The following is a 17,199-nucleotide window of genomic DNA, read 5'->3' on the forward strand; positions in this document are numbered from 1 at the left end:
AATTATCCCGATTATTGCTGGCAGGTACAAATTTAAAATAAAAAGCCCGGCGAACCGGGCTCAAGAAAGGGTAAAACGACTGTGGGTTTTTACAATGAAAAACCCGGCGCAGTGATATTAACTTCGGTGATTTCGCCGTACTTTTTCACTATCTCTTTGATGTCTGCACTTTTACCGATAATGGTAAATTGCAGATTTTCACGTGGGAAGTATTTGCTAATCAGAGCTTTGCTGGCTTTGGCATCCAGTTTGTCGACATTACTTTGAAAGTTATTGATAAAACTTTCGTTAAAGCCGTAGACAAACATATCCCCCAATAATCCAGACAGTTGTCCGGTAGTTTCATAACGGGGAGGAAACAGCCCTTTTACATATGCTTTGGCGGATTTTAGCGTGGCATCATCCAAACCCTGTTCCCACAGCCGCTGGTAAGTACTCAGAGCCAAATCTATGGCCGCCTCAGTATTTTCTGTAGCGGTAAAGGTGGAAATGTAAAAGCTGCCGGCGTGTTTCATGGCATCGAAACGGCTTCTGGCACCATAGGTTAACCCTGAGTTAACCCGCAGTTCGTCGTTTAGCCAGGACGTAAAGCGGCCACCCAGAACGGTGTTGATTACGCTTAATGCCACAAAATCCTCATTGCTTCTGGCGATGCCCTGACCACCAATGAAGAAGGTGGTTTCTCTGGCATCGTCTTTATTAACCAGAACAACCCGGTTCTTCTCAAAGCCGGAGACGGTTGGAAAAGCCGTTGCTTGGGCGGCTTTGCCCGTGCCTTGCCAGTTCCCAAATAAAGATTTAACCTGGGTTAACATGGCTTTTGCGTCAAAATCGCCCACTAACACCAGTGCAGCATTTTCTGGACGGAACCAACCTGTATAGAAAGATTTCAGATGCTCAAGCCCGGCTTGTTCTACCGAAGTCTCATCACCACCCACCGGACTGCTATATGGATGTCCTGCAAAAATTTGCTGGTTAAAATAGGCACCAATGACATTGCGCGGACTTTCTTTTTGGCGTTTCAGGTTACCCAGATAACGGGTTTTATATTTGTCGAACTCTTCAGCGTCAAAGGCCGGAGCCTGAACTACATCGGCTAGTAGCTTCAGAATTTTATCCTGATCCTTTTTGGCAAATGAGGCTGAAATACGGCTGTCGTCCAATGACACACCCGTGGTCATTTCTGCACCCACAAACTCAAGCGTTTCCTCGAAGCTGTTTTTGTCCAACTCGCCGGCACCAAACAACATATTTTCGGTGGTCATGGTGGCCAGACCCGGCAGATCACCATCGCGGGTGGCACCGACATTAAATACCACTGTGGCATCAATTAGCGGTACTTCCTTTTGTTCCATCAGATAGATGGTTAAACCGTTTTCCAGCGTAGTTTTTTGGTATTCGGGCAAGCTGTATGCGGCGAGCGCCTGTTGACTGAGAAACAGCGCAACAACCAATATGGTTTTATAGATCGTTTTCATGGCTGTCCTCCTTAGAATCTAAAATGCCAACGGTGCGGTTGCGCTTTATCAGATAGGTTTTTGCCACCCGCTGAATATCCTCTGCAGTCACTTTTTCGAAGTCTTGTGGCGCACTAAACATCTTCTTGTAATCGCCGTGGAATAGTTCGTAACGGCCCAACATATCGGCGCGATTATTAATGGTGCCGATATCGCGATAGAAATTCACCAGACGTTGGTTTTTCACTTTCTGCAGTTCTTTTTCCGTGATGCCGTCTTTGGCCACTGCGTTCAGTTCGGCAATGATGGCTTTTTCCAGGGTTTCAGCATCCGCTGACTGGCTGGCTACGCCGTAAACATAAAACAGGTTGGGATCAAAGCTGTCGAATGCAAAGGTGGAAATGCTGTCGGCCACCTGTTGCTCAAAAACCAAAGCCCGCACCAAACGAGAACTGTTGCCAGAGGATAAGATGTCGCTCAGCAATTGCAGTGGGTAGTAATCTTCATGGGAGTTGGGCGGCATGTGAAAGCCCATCATGATATTGGCACTGGTGACCGATGGTTTTTGTGTATAAACGCGGCGTTCACCTTTTTGTTCCGGCTCAACCGTGTGGATTTTTCTGGGTGGCTCCTGTGCCGGGATCGGCTCAAAATACTTTTCAGCCAATCGCTTAACTTCTTCGGTATCCACCGCGCCCACAATCACAGTAACGGCATTGTTGGGGGCATAAAAGGTTTTGTGGAAGGACTTGAGGTCGTCCATGGTCCAGTTCTCTATGTCCGAAGCGTGACCAATGACAGGCCAGCTGTAGGGGTGGGCGCGAAAGGCCGCATTTTTAACTTCTTCCCAGATGGTGCGAAAGTTACTGTTTTCCAGACCCGTAGAGCGCTCTGAGGTGACAACACCGCGTTCACTTTCTACGATTTCGGGATCTAAGGCCAAATGCTGAATACGGTCGGCTTCAAGGTCGAACATAACTTCAATGGCATCAGCCGGGAACCAATCAGTGTATACCGTCAAATTCTCACTGGTATAAGCGTTGTTGGCCCCGCCGTTAGCTTCCATGGTTTGGTCAAACATTTTGGGGCCGTATTTCTTCGCACCATTAAACATCATGTGTTCAAAAAAATGTGCCAAACCTGTGGTTCCGGGGTATTCGTTACGGGAGCCCACTTTCCAGAAGATATACATGTTGGCGTTGGGAATTGAATGGTCTTCCATCACCATGATGGTCATACCGTTCTTGAGGGTGAATTTAGTGATATCGTCGGGCGACATTTCTGCCTGTAATGGAAGTGTGAGACCCATTAACAGCATAAGCCCGATTCGGGTACAAAATCGTCTAAGCATGGCTTACCTTTGCCTTATTGTTGTCAGAAAGCAAAACCTTAGCCTGGATTGCGCCAGATGGGAATTGTTAGACTTTGTAAATTGTGTTTAAAAGTGTTAATTGCATTCTGAGGTTGGAAAATATGTTTATTCGATCGCTGAGTGTCACGACAAGACTGTCGATAATTCGGGTTGATTGACTCCTATTACCCTTTTGCACGCTTTTGATATGTGAAGTCTAAATTTGCGGATAGAGCGAGTTCGCGAAAGTTTTTTGAGCAGTATTCGAAAATAGCCTGTACCCACCGAAGCAAAAAGCTAATTAATTTAGATTTACCCTGGAGTATTGAATAGGGACTATCGACCAACCTTCAGATCCCTTAGCTGAGTTTGCTGTCAGGTAGATTTTTTCGGCGCCGCTGTCTAATTCAACCACTATCCTTTGATTGAAGTCATTGTCGGGGCGCCGACAGCGCCTTAAGGGGACCGGGCTGCGCCCCCCTTAAGAATCCCCCGCAGCCCCTGACGCGCAAAAGCATAAACTTCGCCATCAGTACAACGACGACCATCAATGACAGCACATCCATGTGCTGGGCATTGATTGAGATATCATCCCTGATATCTCTCATCGTTGTTTAAACTGATGTCGATGTTTATTGCGCGTAAAAGGGAGTAAGTCCGAGTTACGATTTAGCTCTGCATCAAATTTAAACATGACCCCTCATTCAAACTTTGTTGAAAAACCAGTCGTTGTATTGTTCGAAGTCCGGTCAAATCAGGCCCATTCGCGAGATAAGGCTAAAGTGCAGATAAAACCTGAAGATTGGCAACAAGGATGTTGCCAGAGTCGATGCAAGTACAGGGATGTGCTTTCTTTGACGGTTTTCTGGTTCTGCACTTGAGGCTTATGTTTTCTCGCGCCATGGGCAAAAGGGGGTTTTAGGGGAGCGCCCCTAAGAAAAATCTTAGCAGAGTAATGCACTGTCCATGTGATACTGCTGTAAAATTATGACACTATCGTTTGCAAATGACGATTTTTGCTCCTGCAAAATCGGCATTTACTCTATCCCTGATACCTCTCATCGTTGTTTGAACTGATGTCGCAATTTATTGCGCGTAAAGCGACATAGGGTTTAGCACTTCGGGCAAGTTTTGACCTTACTGAAACCAAAAACAAATCAGTTTAGCTCCATCTAAAAGTAGAAATAGTTAGCTTTCGAATATTGTGGTCACAAAATGAGCATTTATGCTCTCGCCCTAGATTTGCAGAGTAAGTTCACCAATGACGCATTGAAACTACTCACTATACCAGCCTTATTTCTAACTTTTTTCCTAAAGCTGTCGCAAATTTCTCTAACGTTGATAGCTTCACGTCTTCAGAATGATTTTCAATTCGCGAAATTGCACTTTTTTGAGTGTGTAGTTTTTCTGCAAGATCCAACTGTGTTAGACCTGCACTTTTGCGCGCTTCTTTAAGCAATACGCCAAATTTAAACGCTTGGTATCCTTCATTATAGTTTTCAGCAAATTCGGAATCGTTGCTTTTTCGCTCAACTACATATTGTTGAAGATCACTCATTTTGATTTCCTCCGCAAATAATCTCTCTTACGACTTTCTGAGCTTGTTTACCGTTTAAAGAGTCCAGGAACTCCTCAACAGGACATTTTCCATTATCGGTACGGTAGAAGTTAATATTTCTCATTAGAAGATCAATTGGATGAGGTTAACATGTAAGTGAACTTTGTCAATTTGCTGAACAGCTCAATGGACAGCTAACGCCCCTAAGCCTCCATGTTTTAAATTTTTGTTGAAGGACGTATCTTCAAGGCTGATTTGTGCCTTCCTAGCTTTTGGCATGTTCACTCTTCCTGAGTTTGCTAAATGAAGCATCTATTTTGCACAATCTGGAGTGTATGGAAACTGTACTGAAGTGGCTCTTCGTCCTTTATGATGGCTGATGAGATGGACGCTCCCAAATACGGCGTCAATGCGCCAAAATAGTGTTTTCAAGCAAACTATTTACATTAGGAGCGTCCGACTATGAAGCTTAGAACAATTGGTGTTGATCTGGCAAAGAATGTTTTTCAGGCCTGTGGAGTTAATGAGTATATAAAACCTCAGTTTAATACAAAGCTTAAACGAGCAGAGTTGCTGGACTTCATGAGGCAACAATCGCCTACAACCGTCGTCATGGAGGCCTGCTATTCAGCACATTATTGGGGGCGGGAAATCTCGAAGCTGGGCCATGATGTCAAACTTATTCCGGCCCAACATGTTAGCCCGTTTGTCAGGGGAAACAAGAACGATCACAACGATGCGTTTGCCATTGTGGAAGCGAGTCAAAGAGCGCATATCCGGTTCGTCCCGATTAAAACGGAATATCAGCAGGAGATATGCTGTTTGCATCGTATTCGGGAGCGGCTGGTTAAAAACAAAACTGCGTTGAGTAATCAGGCCAGAGGATTGTTCAGTGAGTTTGGCATTGTGTTTAGTAGCGGACATAAGGCGTTTTCTGAATCACTGGCTCAGGTGATGAATGACCCCAAATACAGCTGCAACCTGCAAAGCATGGCAACGGATTTCCTGAGTGAGTATGAACTCATAGTGTCGCGTATTAAACAAATTGAACGGCAGTTGAAGCGCTTTGTAGAGAGTTGTGAATCAGGCCGGATTTTGATGAGCATTCCGGGCATTGGTTTCATTAATGCTTCAGCCATCCTTGCGTCGATTGATAAAGGTCAGGCCTTTAACAACCCTAAAGAGTTTGCTGTCTGGTTGGGATTAACTCCCAAACAGCATGCTTCCGGCAATATCAACAAAATGGGCGGCATCACCAAACGAGGTGACCGTTATCTGCGTAAACAACTGGTGCATGGTGCCAGAGCGCTGGTTAGCCGCGCGGCCGGAAAAGAAGACGTGTTGTCGCAATGGGCCAATCACTTACGCAAAAGAAAGCCGTTCAATCAGGTCGCTGTGGCGATGGCGCATCGTCTGGCGCGACTGATCTGGATATTACTCACCAGGCAGGAACGTTATTGTGAAATTAAAGCGCAAAAGGCGGCCTGATATGAGAGTAGTTACGTTATCCCGTTCAGACTCAATTCCGTCCTGGACAAAGGTGTCAAACCTGTGTGGCTGTAGTGGAAGGTCTGATACGGGATAACACCTGAATTACCCGTCCTGTTTAGTCAACGAAAGATGAAATAAACGGTCAGCCCTGCCTCATCGAAGCCAGACTGGAACACGGATTTCAAATCCGCGTGGTTGTATTTAAAGGTGATAAGGTACGGAGTTCATCAGAGGCCAGAAATGACTTTACCATTTCTATTTGAGAGCCTGAATATATGTCAGAACTAAACCAATTGATGCGCGTACACCTTTAAGTGGCAGACAGGAGACAAAGAGTGACAGAATATTCGCACTGCTTAGCAGCGCGAAGGGTTAAAAACGGTTTGACAACCGGGAAGCGTCCATATATGTCCATGTTATTCGCAAGTGGCGGGGAATAAAACCCTAAGTGATTTAACTAAAAACGATTGTGTTCCTTTTTTCTTTTTCAACCCGCTCTCTTCTCAATACAAGCAAAGTTAACAAACGAGAGAGCGGGTGCTAAGTGAGAGTAAAGTTACAAATCACACAATGGAGTAAAGTCCTCTTCAGACCCAGAATATCGGGTAGAACGCAATATTCCTTCAACCCCCCCTGAATCAAGCCAATCTTGCTCTATATAATCGTAGCCATCGACTGCATAAAAGTTAGAAACTTGCCAAACATCAGATTCATATGACATCTGGGCACTGGCGAACAGTTCATCATTCAAGTATATCTCTATTGTGTAGTTGAAAGGATCTGAATATTGCAAAAATGTTCTTTCGGAAGAGTATAGCTCCTCCCCAAAAAAGTGATTAAATGTGACATCAAGATAGTCGATGTATCCCGTAAGTGTGGTGTCTGAAACATAATAAGTCGCTTTAATGGCTGAGTCAGAGGTTAGTTTTTGCTCAAAATTGTCAAACAGGATTGAATATGAAGTCATAGTAAATGAGCCGTCATCATTTTTAACAACGGTACTTTCAATGCTTTCATCTAGCGTATAGCAGCCCAAAGACTGGTAGTATTCATAATTTCTGGAATTTCCTTGCGAGTCAATTACTGAATAGGAAACAGTGCCAGTTTCTTCCAAGTCAGCATTTAACCAAATTCCTTCAATATCTGATATTGAAGTAACCAAATTGCCATCGGATACAGGAGGTTCATTTTCGTCATCTGAGCAATCAGTTGGGTTTTGAATGTCGGTATTTTGCAAATAAGTTTCCAAATTACTCAAAGCTTCACACGCGATTGAATTGTTGCCACGCAAGTCAATGGCATTTAGATTAACAAGGTTAATCAGCACAGATATATCACTAATAAGATTGTTGCTGAGATCCAAATCTCTAAGGTTTGTTAAATTTTCAAGCGGTTCCAACTCTTCAATTTGGTTGCTATCTAGATTAAGTGTTGTTAATTGATAGGAACTAGCAATGGGAGATATGTCATTGACAAGATTGTTAGCTAAATGCAGGGTGGTCAACTGAGATAAGACTTCGAACCCATTCAGACTCGAAATGTTATTATTGTTTAAACGCAATTCGTTGAGTTCATATAGCGAATGTAGCGGCGACAGGTCCTCCATTTGGTTGTCATCGAGGTTAAGTGTTTTCAAATTTGCTAAATACGCGATTGGATGAACAACAGTAATAGCATTTGAACTCAGAGTTAAACTTTCCAACGCATTAAGCGAAGCCAAAGCATCGATATTTGCAATGTAGTTTTGGTGGAGGTTAAGTGAATTTAAAGCTTGAAGTTGTTCAATCCCACTGAGATCGACAATGCCCATGTTCGTGCATGAAAGACTCTCGAGTAACTCCACGATCGTGATGTCAGATGCTTTTACACAATTGCCTAGCGCAGTGTCTTCAAACGCGGAAAAATCAATAACTGTACCTTCCTGCGGCACTTCATCATTGTCGCCATCGTTTGAGAAGGACGAAAGCATGGCGAGTTTTGTATTTATTGTCGCTGCCGAGGGTATATCAGTAGCCTCGAGTGAAAAGCGAATACGCTGAATGCCATCAGATTTGTCCGAATTGAAATTTGTTCCTCCCGAATTTAATACATAAAAGGTCGTATTTGCTCCTCTTCTGACGGCAATGTCGGCCTTGCCATCAGCGTCATAATCGGCAGGCACTGGAATATCATTTTCATTCTTGCCAAATACTTTTCGAGTGATTCCGTCATTCTTACCAGTATATTGATCGACGCCTGATGAGTTCAAAATATACCAAGTGTAGTTAAGTGCTCTTCTAACCGCAATGTCAGCAATACCATCGCCATCATAATCTGCAGGAACGGCGATATCACTTTCATGTCGACCAAACACTTTTCGCGTAATTCCGTCTGCATTATTTGTAATGCCGTCTTCTCCTGAGGAATTGAGTATATACCATGTAAAGTTACTGCCTCTTCTAAACGCAATATCAGCTTTTCCGTCTCCATCGTAATCTGCAGGTACAGGTAAATCCGTCTCATTTCGACCGAAGACCTTTCGAGTTATACCATCTGATGAATTGGTGATGGCATCAATACCCGATGAATTCAAAATGTACCAGGTATAATTTGAAGCTCTTCGCACTGCGATATCAGCTTTTCCATCTCCATCATAATCTGCTGGAACTGGGATGTCTTCTGGTTGCATCCCAAAGACCTTTCGCGTAATGCCGTCAGAATATCCAGTTACAGGGTCAACACCAGAGGAATTAAATATGTACCATGTTGAATTAGAGGCTCGCCTTACAGCGATATCAGTTACACCATCCCCATCATAATCGGCAGAAACGGGAATATCACCTGATTGAAGTCCAAATGCTTTTCGGGTAATTCCGTCTTGGTTTTCGGTGTAAATATCTGAGCCTGAAGAGTTCAGAATGTACCAAGTCGAGTTTTCTATTCTGCGTGTTGCAAAATCGGCAAAACCATCTCCGTCAAAATCGTGCTTGGTATTTGCTTGTACCAAAGATGGCAGTATCATAGTGAATAAAAATCCGAGTCCGTGTAAAAAGAACTTCGTGTGATACGTTTTCATGAGTCATTTCCCTGCTTCAATGTGTTAATTACAATCTACACTAAAGAAAATAGAATCTGAATTAATTTATTATTTCTTTATTTGCCGCATCCTAAGCGGCTTGTTACTGAAAAAAATAAAACAAGTGGAAAGTGCACTTCCAATGTGATCAAATGATTTTGCCAAAAAGCGTTTAACGACAACTTCAGCGCGAATGAATATTAACTCTGTATCAACTCCACTTAAAGCTCTTTTGTTCTGGTTTGAAGTTTAAAAAACAACATCTGGACGTCATTATCGATCAATAATTGGCTCTGCATTTCTGTCACGCATTGACACAGAACAACACTGTAATTCACAAAGAGCTCGTGTCCTCCAAAAACTACGGCCAGAGGTATCCCGTTAGAACACGGAAATAACACTTCGTGCGCAATAATGTTATTTGAAGTGAGAATTAATTTCTCCTGAATGGTAAAGCCGTACTCTTTGTCGTTGTGCATGTGTAACTGGACCATAAGCGTTTTATGTGGAGTCCCCGAAAAGAAAAAACACTTTGTATAGGAACAAGGACTTTATTTACCAGAACTGGTTGAATTATGTTCGCGCCGTGGTGTAATGGATGAGTTTAAACCGTTGCTGAATCACGATTGTTTCTAAAAAGAGTTTTTATTGCTCAAGTTCTAAATCGAGTAGGAGGTGAGAACACTCTCACCGTCCTCTCACACCACCGGGCATACGGTTCCGTACCACGGCGGTTTCTGCCTAATGACAACTACCTTGTCATCGAGTGTTGTTTCGTATGATATAACGCCTACGTAATCTAAGCACCAAAGCATCATCATGAACTTCCGGCTCACAACTTCTGATCTGGCTTTCGCTCTTCACGAAACTTGTGCATCCGACCCGCTCAGAGTATATATCTGACTTACCTACTCATGGCAGATTCAGCCCTTCGTTCAATCGGTTAAACCAAACTACTATGGCCTCTGCTGAATTCTGACAACTCATCTCGTTATCTCACGATGACGGTAGCGCTTGGCAAATTGCCAGACCTCCCGGGGGAATTCGCGCTACCTCACCCTGCAATAACGCCTGAGCCGATTTCTGTTCGTCAGGCCAGCATTTTGCCTTCGGCTTCCTTCAGATTTCACCTCACGATGAACACCCTTGCCGTTCAGCTAGCTCTTCCCCTTGCCGGGTGTGCAGAGGACTTTCACCTCCAAGTCATCAATTCACCACCACAGTGAATCGAACAGCGCCAGTCTAGGCACTACGCGCCATGCCCGGCGCACAAACAAGACAGGCCCGCACGAGCGAGCCTGTCTACAGTTTCGTTTTGAAATAGTTTAAGCACATTCCAACAATGCGCTTTCTATTCCAATTGCATCAATAGTGTTCTTGACCTTTATCTTTTGCTTTGAGACAGAGGTATTGCAGCGCTTCTTCTTTGTTTAAAAAAGACTGATTCACTGCGCCAAGGTTATCTATCCAAACAAACCACGTACCGTTTTCGTTGGGACTGATATAGCCAATGGGTTCTTCACTGTTGTTAGCCACAATATATTCATTTTTTTCGTTGGTGTTGGTGACTTTGCATTCGTCCGCCAAAGCATGTGTTGTTGCACCAACAGTCAATGCGAGTGTTATTAATAAAGCTTTCATTTCTTACTCCTAGTTAGAAATCGTTAGAACGACGGGAATTTCTTGAATTGTGGCAACATCATCGGCATTTACAAGCAGCCTAAATGCCACAGTAACTGTGCCAGATGCGCTGAAGTTTCCTTTTGAGAAAGTCACATCAAAACTCACCGTATCACCGGCATTTACGCCGGTAATCGGGTCTCCGCTTTGCGCGTCGGAAACTCCCACCGGAATGATTGACTGTACTGTATCCCCAAAATCACCTACCGCTTCTAACTTGATAGAGAGGTCTTGTTCCGTTTGATCCAACGCTGACAATACAGCAGCAACAATTTCGGAACTGTTTCTAGACAGGTTAAACGCCGCGCCACCAGTCGCATCTGTGATTTCAATCACATCAGATATCGATCCGCCCGATTGAAGACCGAAAACTGATACTTTTCTAGCCTCAAGTGCGGCTAACGTCGCTGTATAACCCGTACCGGGGTAGTTTGAGTCAGTATCCGAATTATGGAATCTGGCATCCGTCGCGAGGAACATCACAGGTAGTGCACCATCGCGCCAGCCCACATTGGCTCGCGATGATTGAAATAATGCTTCTAGTTGGCTCTCGGGTATATCACTTCCGTTGAGAATTTCCAGTGAGTTTATGGTTGTATTTAGTAACGTCAAATCGTCCGTTAGTGGCTGGTCAAGGCGATAGGCATAGTCAGAAGAACTACCATAGGGACTTACGGGAAAGTCACTGAAACTGGTGATACCGATGTGTACATCATTACCAGAGCTTCTAAATGCGGCAAATAGTTCTGAAGCCTGTGATCGGAAGGTGGAGATATCGTCATCGTAGCTGGAGGAAACATCCACCAAAAATACTACATCAACTTTATCAAAAACTTCACCCGCAGCAGGAATCGTCACTTCCACCCGTCTAACGACTTCAGCATCACTTGTTCCGATGGTGACCGTTTCTCTTGGCCCTGTAGACAGTGTTGAACTATCTACCGAATCGAGTGCGGACTGAATCGCCCCTTGAACATTTAGTCTAGCGCCAGAACCGGCGTTACTCGCCGATTCATCAGCAGTTAACGCGCGAGTTACAACAGACGATCCCGACGCCAAATCCACTTCATTGAAAATAGGGAGTGCAGAAGCTCGTATGTGTTCTTTGATTTGTTTTGGCGTTAGAGCAGGGTTGATAGACTGCATCAATGCAACCGTGGCGGTCACGATAGGCGTGGCATAGGATGTACCCCAAGTGCCAGCTTCCGTACTGTTTTGAAAACCAACAATAGTGCCGCTCGCCGTGATATCTACACGTTCCCCATAGTTTGAATAGTATGCGCGTTTAACGGTAACTGTATCTGCACCACCAAAACATCCCGGTAGGTTAGTGCCGTCTCCTAAGGTTCTACTTGAGTCAGCATGAAAGGCGTCTTCTGTAACCGTTGATGAAATGTTTCCGCCAGAGCTGTGAGCACCAACCACAATTAATTGGTCACTCTCGAAGGCACTGGGGATGCGATTATCAGTATCTCCTGCATCTGTAGAACCATTACCCGCCGATGTCACAATAACCGCCGAAGGATATTTACTTCCTAACGTTTCAAAAAACCTTGTCAATTGTGCATTGTAGCCATTAAACAATCTTTGGTTGCGAATATTATTGTCAGTAAATTGTCCATTGCACTGCATCGCGCCAGCGGTTATTTCAGTCCGAGAAATGTCACCGTCACTATTCGTGTCTGTACCAATGCCTCGATGAATCCCCCAGCTCCAATTGATGACTTTCGCGCCGTTTTCCAACATTGCTAATGTTGTTGCGAATCTACTGCCTATAGTGGCTCGGCCATTTGACGAATTAACAACGATTGCTGCACCGCTGTGAGAACTTGATAATGCACTTAGTAGCCCGGCATTACCGGCGTCCCCGATCTCACCGGCAATTATCCCTACGACGTTACTGCCATGAGATCCCGGTGGTCTGTCACCTTCACTTGATGAGTGATTTTCGCTAAAAATGGTAATGCCATTATTTGCTGATGAAGCATTTTCGGCGTATTCTGAGAAATCGGACAATCCAAAGTCAATGCCACGCTCAGATACCCCTATTGCCATAAAAAATGGCAACTTTTTCCCGTCTTCAGTCAGACTGACCGATTCTTCATAAAGTTGAGCACCTTCCTCGACGTTATTTCGAGAGCGTTGTTCTCCCAAATCTGGGTCCTGACTCCAGTCAATGGTATCTTCTTCTGAAATTGTATCGACGAAGACCGATGTGGTTGTAGCGTCTGCAAGCAGTGTGTTTTCGAATTGCTCAAGTTCGTCAAGGTTGTTAACGTCTACGCTGATTTGCCACCAATTCATGTCGTCAACGCGTCCAACCACCTCACCCGCGACTAGCGAGGCTAATCTTTGTGCATTTTCGAGATTATCATTTTCGTCTGATACTGCGACGATCAGGTAGTCGGTGATATTTTCGACACCGTCATCACCTACTATGATGTTGTCTTCAGAGTGGGTAATCAGTCCATTTTCTGACACTGTAAACCATAGGGCGTTAGACTCTTCATCTCCAGATTGAATTCGAATAGGGCCTGATTTAACACCAACAGGAAGTGTCACGGTGATTTGTCTTTCTGATACCGTTCCGCTAATCACCGTATTAGCTAATACCACTGTCCCTTCACTGTCTAAGACCGCATCTGAAGTCAGTGTGATTTCATCCCCTTCTACGCCGAAAGAGGATGAGATTTGGTTGATTAATAAAGGGACATTCACCACTTGAACGGCGACAGATGTTTCAGCTGTGGCATTTTCGTTATCAGTAACTGTCACCTGAAAGGTTAGCTCTGTTGTGGCGGCGACATTGGGCGCGGTGAAAGAGGCGGATAGGCTGTCTGAATTGCTGATGGTAACAGGCTGGCCAGAGACTTGTGTCCACGCAACTTGCGAGATACTGCCGTCAATATCGGTTGCACTTGCCGTTAATTCAACAGGGGTATTTTCGTCGACCGTTAAGGTTGATGGTGCGGTTACTGTTGGCTGCTTGTTAACATTTTCTATCGTGACCAATAAAGAATCTGTGCTTGAATCGCCGTCGTTATCGGTGGCGGTCAATTGTAATTCTGCAACAGTATCAACTGTGACTTCGGGAGCCATAAGGGCTAACGTTGCAGTATTTGCATCACCCAAATTAATAGTAGGCCCGCTAAGTTGGCTCCATGAATAACTTGCGATATCGCCATCGGGGTCTGACGCTGTACCTGTGACAGTAAAATTGGTGTTTTCCGCGACAACTTGATCGTTACCTGCATCCACCTGAGGAGACAGATTCTTGTTTTCAATGGTCAGGTTCATCGTGTCAGAACTTTGGGCTCCGTCATTATCTGTGACGGTTAACATCAATTCGGCTGCACTATCTTCAGAAACCTCAGGTGTAATGAAAGTTAATGAGGCACTGGCGGTATCGGCAAACGCAATACTGGGACCACTTACCTGAGTCCATTGATATTCACTGATTGAGCCGTCTGCGTCTGAGGCTGATCCCGTTAGCGTCACTTCGGTATTTTCCAAAGCCGATAGGTCTGAGCCTGCGCTCACGGTTGGGGCTACATTGGGTGTCGGTGCAGGAGGTGAGGTACTACTGTCTGATCCACCACATGCAGTGACCAAAAGTATGACACTTGCAATGGCTGAGACCTTTTTTGTATTAAGATGAGCAAATAATTGATGTATGGCCATATCAAATCCTTGTTATTAAAACTGTATAAAAACACTCTGTCTCCATGCAACAGACTAATTTTTAGATCTTTGGAAGAAGTGTCTTTTAATTCAAGAGGGTTAAAACTTGAGAGAATCGTGTTAAATATCAAGAGTTCAGATGTTAAACTGATTCCATTTTCAAGATTAGTCTGATTTTTACAATAATCAAGTAAAAATACTAACCATAAGACATTCGTCAAAATCGTTTCCTGATTACCCATTTTGAGCATCCTGCGCTACACTGTATATAATAACAGTGTTTGATGGTGCAAAAATGGCGAAGAACAAAGTGCAGTTTCAAAAGGGATATAGTGTTTTTGAAGTGATGGAAGACTACGGGACCGAAGAAAAGTGCAGAGAAGCCTTGTTCCGGTGGCGCTACCCATCAGGGTTTGTTTGTCGGGAATGCGGTCACAAGTCGCATTGTCAGTTGAAGTGCCGTAATGCGTTACAGTGTAATCGTTGCAAACATCAACAATCACTGACCAGCGGCACGGTATTCGATAAGACCCGATTGCCATTGATGAAGTGGTTTATGGCGATGCACCTGCTAACGCAGTCTAAAACAGGCATTTCGGCTATGGAGTTGATGCGTCAGCTAAAAGTAAATTATGACACTGCCTGGAAAATGAAACATAAACTGTTGCAGGCCATGAAAGAAAGTGAAGACGAGCACCAGATTGGCGGCATTATTCAACTGGATGATGTCTATTGGGGAGGTGAGCGTCGTGGGGGAAAGCGCGGACGCGGCGCATCGGGTAAAACCCCGTTTGTTGCTGCGGTTGCACTGAATGAAGAAGGTCACCCCACCAGAATGAAAATGACAGTTGTTGAAGGGTTCAGGAGTCATGCTATCCAGCAATGGGCGGATAAACATGTTCTGCCAGAAGCCATTGTGATTTCTGACGGATTACCCTGCTTCCGCGCTGTAGCAAGCGAAGACAGACATCACTTTTATGCGAAAACGGGCGGCGATCTGGAAAAGCTTGAACACCCAGCCTTTAATTGGGTCAACACCATGATCGGGAATGTTAAGAACTCGCTGAGAGGGAGCTGCCACGCGATAGCGTCAAAGCACCTTCCGCGTCATCTGGCTGAGTATTGTTTCAGATTTAACAACCGGTTTAATTTACGAAGACTGTTGCCCACGTTAGCAAAGGCAGCTATTAAAACACCACCCATGCCGTATAAGCTATTAAAGCTGGCTGAGCTAAGTGGGTAATCAGGAATCGTTTTAATTTGAATTCAGGTGATCGGGTGGCCAGAATAAGTGATCGGGTAATGGCTAATACGCAGCCTTCAAAGTACTGAGGAAAATAGCACTCAAGCTGTTTAAACAGGATGACTCAGTGAAAGCCAGTATAGTACGCAAGATGAAAATGGCAGCACTGGACGACGAATTCCGCTCAGTGCTGTTAGAATCAATGATTAAAACGCGCTAGCCGTGCCAACTGAAACTGACGTAATTCTTCAGCCGTTGCATCTTCTGGTGATCTAAGGAGATAATCAGCTAACTTTCTGGCGCCTCTTATATATCCTGTTTGCGTTCTAGCATTCAGCCTTCGCAGATTCATATCTTCAATCATGCGTTGAAGTATTGGACTGCTGTGTTCATCAAAGTAATTCATTGGTTCATTCCTAAGTGATTTCAGGGCGAAATTGCCCTTTTTCCAGCTTAGGAGCGGAGAACGAAATAAGAATGAGAATAAGATGGTGGATTCGGGCAGCCTGCCGCGGAGCGGTTTAGTCCTTTTGTCTGAAGCCGCCTGATGAATAATGTTTACTAAGCGGCAGGTATGTTAGCAGTCAGTGGAAAAGTACAAGGTGAGTGACAGCTATCTTAAAATAACTGATTTTTAAGGGCTGTGGCTCGCTCATAGTCGACCTGCCAAACTTTGCACAGAACAGCGATGCTACAGAGTAGTATTCAATAGTTAAATTCAACTTGTGAATGCAAACAGCCTTTAAAAGTTTGTCAGATTGAGGGCTGATCTTTGTGTCGGTTTTGCGCTAAGGTGATAAGACGTTTTCCTCGCGAGAAACTGATGAAGATTACCATTCTTGCTAACAGGGACCTGCACGCAAACATTGCGCTTAATCTGCTACGGCCCTTATTTGAACAACATAATGTGACCGTGTTTTTGTCCGAGTCTGTAGGCTTGCCAAAAAAGGACTGGGTAATACCTGAGGCGTTAAAGCAATTGAAGTTTTTAGAGCAGGTGTTGTTTAATCAGGTGATTTGCCCGTTGGCAGAGCAGCAAAAAAACAAAGCGCGATATCTGACTTTTGATGAGCTGGGGGAGCTGGGCGGAAATGGTTGCCGTGTATTGGAAAATATTAATCAGCCTGAAGGGCTGGCAACATTTAAAGCATCTGAACCTGACCTGGTAATTTCCATCCGCTTTGGCAAAATTATCAAATCTCCGGTTATCCAGGTGCCCAGATTGGGCGTGTTAAATCTGCATTCCGGGGTGCTGCCGCAATACCAGGGCATACTGACCACCTTACATTCTCTGCTCGCCGGAGAGTCACAGGTAGGTTGCACACTGCATTATATTGATACCGGTGACATAGATACCGGGAGCATTATCGATACCTCAATTGTAGCTGTTGATAGCTCTGTATCTTTGTTTGGCCACGTTCTTAGGTTATACCCGCTCGGCGTGCAAATGATACTCAAAGCCGTTGAACAGTTGCAACTGTCTGGGCAACTGGATTGTTACGAGCAGGATGTAACCCGGCAGCGATATTTTGGTTTACCTGAAACCGGGCACTTTACGGAGCTTACACGGCGAGGTTTTGCGCTCTGGCATCAGGAGGAAGTCATCGAGGTATTACAGCGCTATGTGCCGCAAGACAAGGCAAGGGAAATAACCAGGCTGAGTGGGCACTCAGCCTGAGAGTA

10 protein-coding genes and 1 pseudogene are annotated in these 17,199 nt (G+C 44.6%); 4 read left to right on the forward strand and 7 right to left on the reverse strand.

Going from position 1 to position 17,199, the window contains the following annotated elements; genetic code table 11:
* Positions 1 to 89 precede the first annotated feature (89 nt).
* The 3 genes from ACXAD8_RS19120 to ACXAD8_RS19130 all read right to left on the reverse strand — a co-directional run bounded on the left by ACXAD8_RS19120 (position 90) and on the right by ACXAD8_RS19130 (position 4,366).
* Entirely contained in the window at positions 90 to 1,478 is a 1,389-nt protein-coding gene (locus tag ACXAD8_RS19120; protein ID WP_475231550.1) for a M16 family metallopeptidase, read from the reverse strand.
* On the reverse strand, positions 1,462 to 2,808 hold the full coding sequence (locus ACXAD8_RS19125) for a M16 family metallopeptidase (protein WP_475231551.1): 1,347 nt from the start codon (positions 2,806 to 2,808) through the stop codon (positions 1,462 to 1,464). The genes ACXAD8_RS19120 and ACXAD8_RS19125 overlap by 17 nt, the downstream gene beginning before the upstream one ends.
* 1,282 nt (positions 2,809 to 4,090) lie before the next feature.
* Positions 4,091 to 4,366, reverse strand: a complete 276-nt coding sequence (locus tag ACXAD8_RS19130) for a helix-turn-helix domain-containing protein (protein ID WP_475231552.1) — start codon at positions 4,364 to 4,366, stop codon at positions 4,091 to 4,093.
* Positions 4,367 to 4,828: 462 nt separating this feature from the next.
* Here ACXAD8_RS19130 and ACXAD8_RS19135 point away from each other — a divergent pair, with 462 nt between their 5' ends.
* The gene (locus tag ACXAD8_RS19135; RefSeq protein ID WP_475231553.1) at positions 4,829 to 5,854 is read left to right on the forward strand and encodes an IS110 family RNA-guided transposase; all 1,026 of its coding nucleotides are present in this window, start codon (positions 4,829 to 4,831) and stop codon (positions 5,852 to 5,854) included.
* A 559-nt stretch (positions 5,855 to 6,413) separates the two neighbouring features.
* On the opposite strand, the gene ACXAD8_RS19140 is transcribed toward ACXAD8_RS19135, so the two are convergent.
* From ACXAD8_RS19140 to ACXAD8_RS19150, 3 genes are all read right to left on the reverse strand, one after another.
* Positions 6,414 to 8,912, reverse strand: a complete 2,499-nt coding sequence (locus ACXAD8_RS19140; RefSeq protein ID WP_475231554.1) for a leucine-rich repeat domain-containing protein — start codon at positions 8,910 to 8,912, stop codon at positions 6,414 to 6,416.
* Positions 8,913 to 10,277: 1,365 nt separating this feature from the next.
* Positions 10,278 to 10,553 carry a hypothetical protein gene (locus ACXAD8_RS19145; protein WP_475231555.1) on the reverse strand — a complete coding sequence of 92 codons (276 nt, stop codon included), beginning with the start codon at positions 10,551 to 10,553 and terminating at the stop codon, positions 10,278 to 10,280.
* Between the two features lie 9 nt (positions 10,554 to 10,562).
* Complete coding sequence (locus ACXAD8_RS19150; protein ID WP_475231556.1) at positions 10,563 to 14,273, reverse strand: PKD domain-containing protein; 3,711 nt, start codon at positions 14,271 to 14,273, stop codon at positions 10,563 to 10,565.
* A 295-nt stretch (positions 14,274 to 14,568) separates the two neighbouring features.
* On the opposite strand from ACXAD8_RS19150, the gene ACXAD8_RS19155 reads away from it, so the two are divergent.
* Positions 14,569 to 15,516 (forward strand): IS1595 family transposase, encoded by a 948-nt coding sequence (locus ACXAD8_RS19155; protein ID WP_475224840.1) that lies wholly within the window; start codon positions 14,569 to 14,571, stop codon positions 15,514 to 15,516.
* A 73-nt stretch (positions 15,517 to 15,589) separates the two neighbouring features.
* A pseudogene (locus ACXAD8_RS19160) lies at positions 15,590 to 15,736 on the forward strand (ISAs1 family transposase); the annotation flags it as partial.
* On the opposite strand, the gene ACXAD8_RS19165 reads toward ACXAD8_RS19160, so the two are convergent.
* The gene (locus tag ACXAD8_RS19165) at positions 15,716 to 15,922 is read right to left on the reverse strand and encodes a phage integrase N-terminal SAM-like domain-containing protein (RefSeq protein ID WP_475231557.1); all 207 of its coding nucleotides are present in this window, start codon (positions 15,920 to 15,922) and stop codon (positions 15,716 to 15,718) included. The pseudogene ACXAD8_RS19160 and the gene ACXAD8_RS19165 overlap by 21 nt on opposite strands.
* A gap of 417 nt (positions 15,923 to 16,339) precedes the next feature.
* Between ACXAD8_RS19165 and ACXAD8_RS19170 the strand changes: the two genes are divergently transcribed.
* Positions 16,340 to 17,194 carry a formyl transferase gene (locus tag ACXAD8_RS19170; RefSeq protein ID WP_475231558.1) on the forward strand — a complete coding sequence of 285 codons (855 nt, stop codon included), beginning with the start codon at positions 16,340 to 16,342 and terminating at the stop codon, positions 17,192 to 17,194.
* Positions 17,195 to 17,199: the final 5 nt, after the last annotated feature.

This window comes from Planctobacterium sp. AWH2_060 (assembly GCF_056158425.1).

Coding starts and splice junctions, on each gene's coding strand:
- ACXAD8_RS19120 (WP_475231550.1), bottom strand. CDS start 1,478: ATGAAAACGATCTATAAAACCATATTGGTTGTTGCGCTGTTTCTCAGT.
- ACXAD8_RS19125 (WP_475231551.1), bottom strand. CDS start 2,808: ATGCTTAGACGATTTTGTACCCGAATCGGGCTTATGCTGTTAATGGGT.
- ACXAD8_RS19130 (WP_475231552.1), bottom strand. CDS start 4,366: ATGAGTGATCTTCAACAATATGTAGTTGAGCGAAAAAGCAACGATTCC.
- ACXAD8_RS19135 (WP_475231553.1), top strand. CDS start 4,829: ATGAAGCTTAGAACAATTGGTGTTGATCTGGCAAAGAATGTTTTTCAG.
- ACXAD8_RS19140 (WP_475231554.1), bottom strand. CDS start 8,912: ATGAAAACGTATCACACGAAGTTCTTTTTACACGGACTCGGATTTTTA.
- ACXAD8_RS19145 (WP_475231555.1), bottom strand. CDS start 10,553: ATGAAAGCTTTATTAATAACACTCGCATTGACTGTTGGTGCAACAACA.
- ACXAD8_RS19150 (WP_475231556.1), bottom strand. CDS start 14,273: ATGGCCATACATCAATTATTTGCTCATCTTAATACAAAAAAGGTCTCA.
- ACXAD8_RS19155 (WP_475224840.1), top strand. CDS start 14,569: ATGGCGAAGAACAAAGTGCAGTTTCAAAAGGGATATAGTGTTTTTGAA.
- ACXAD8_RS19165 (WP_475231557.1), bottom strand. CDS start 15,922: ATGAATTACTTTGATGAACACAGCAGTCCAATACTTCAACGCATGATT.
- ACXAD8_RS19170 (WP_475231558.1), top strand. CDS start 16,340: ATGAAGATTACCATTCTTGCTAACAGGGACCTGCACGCAAACATTGCG.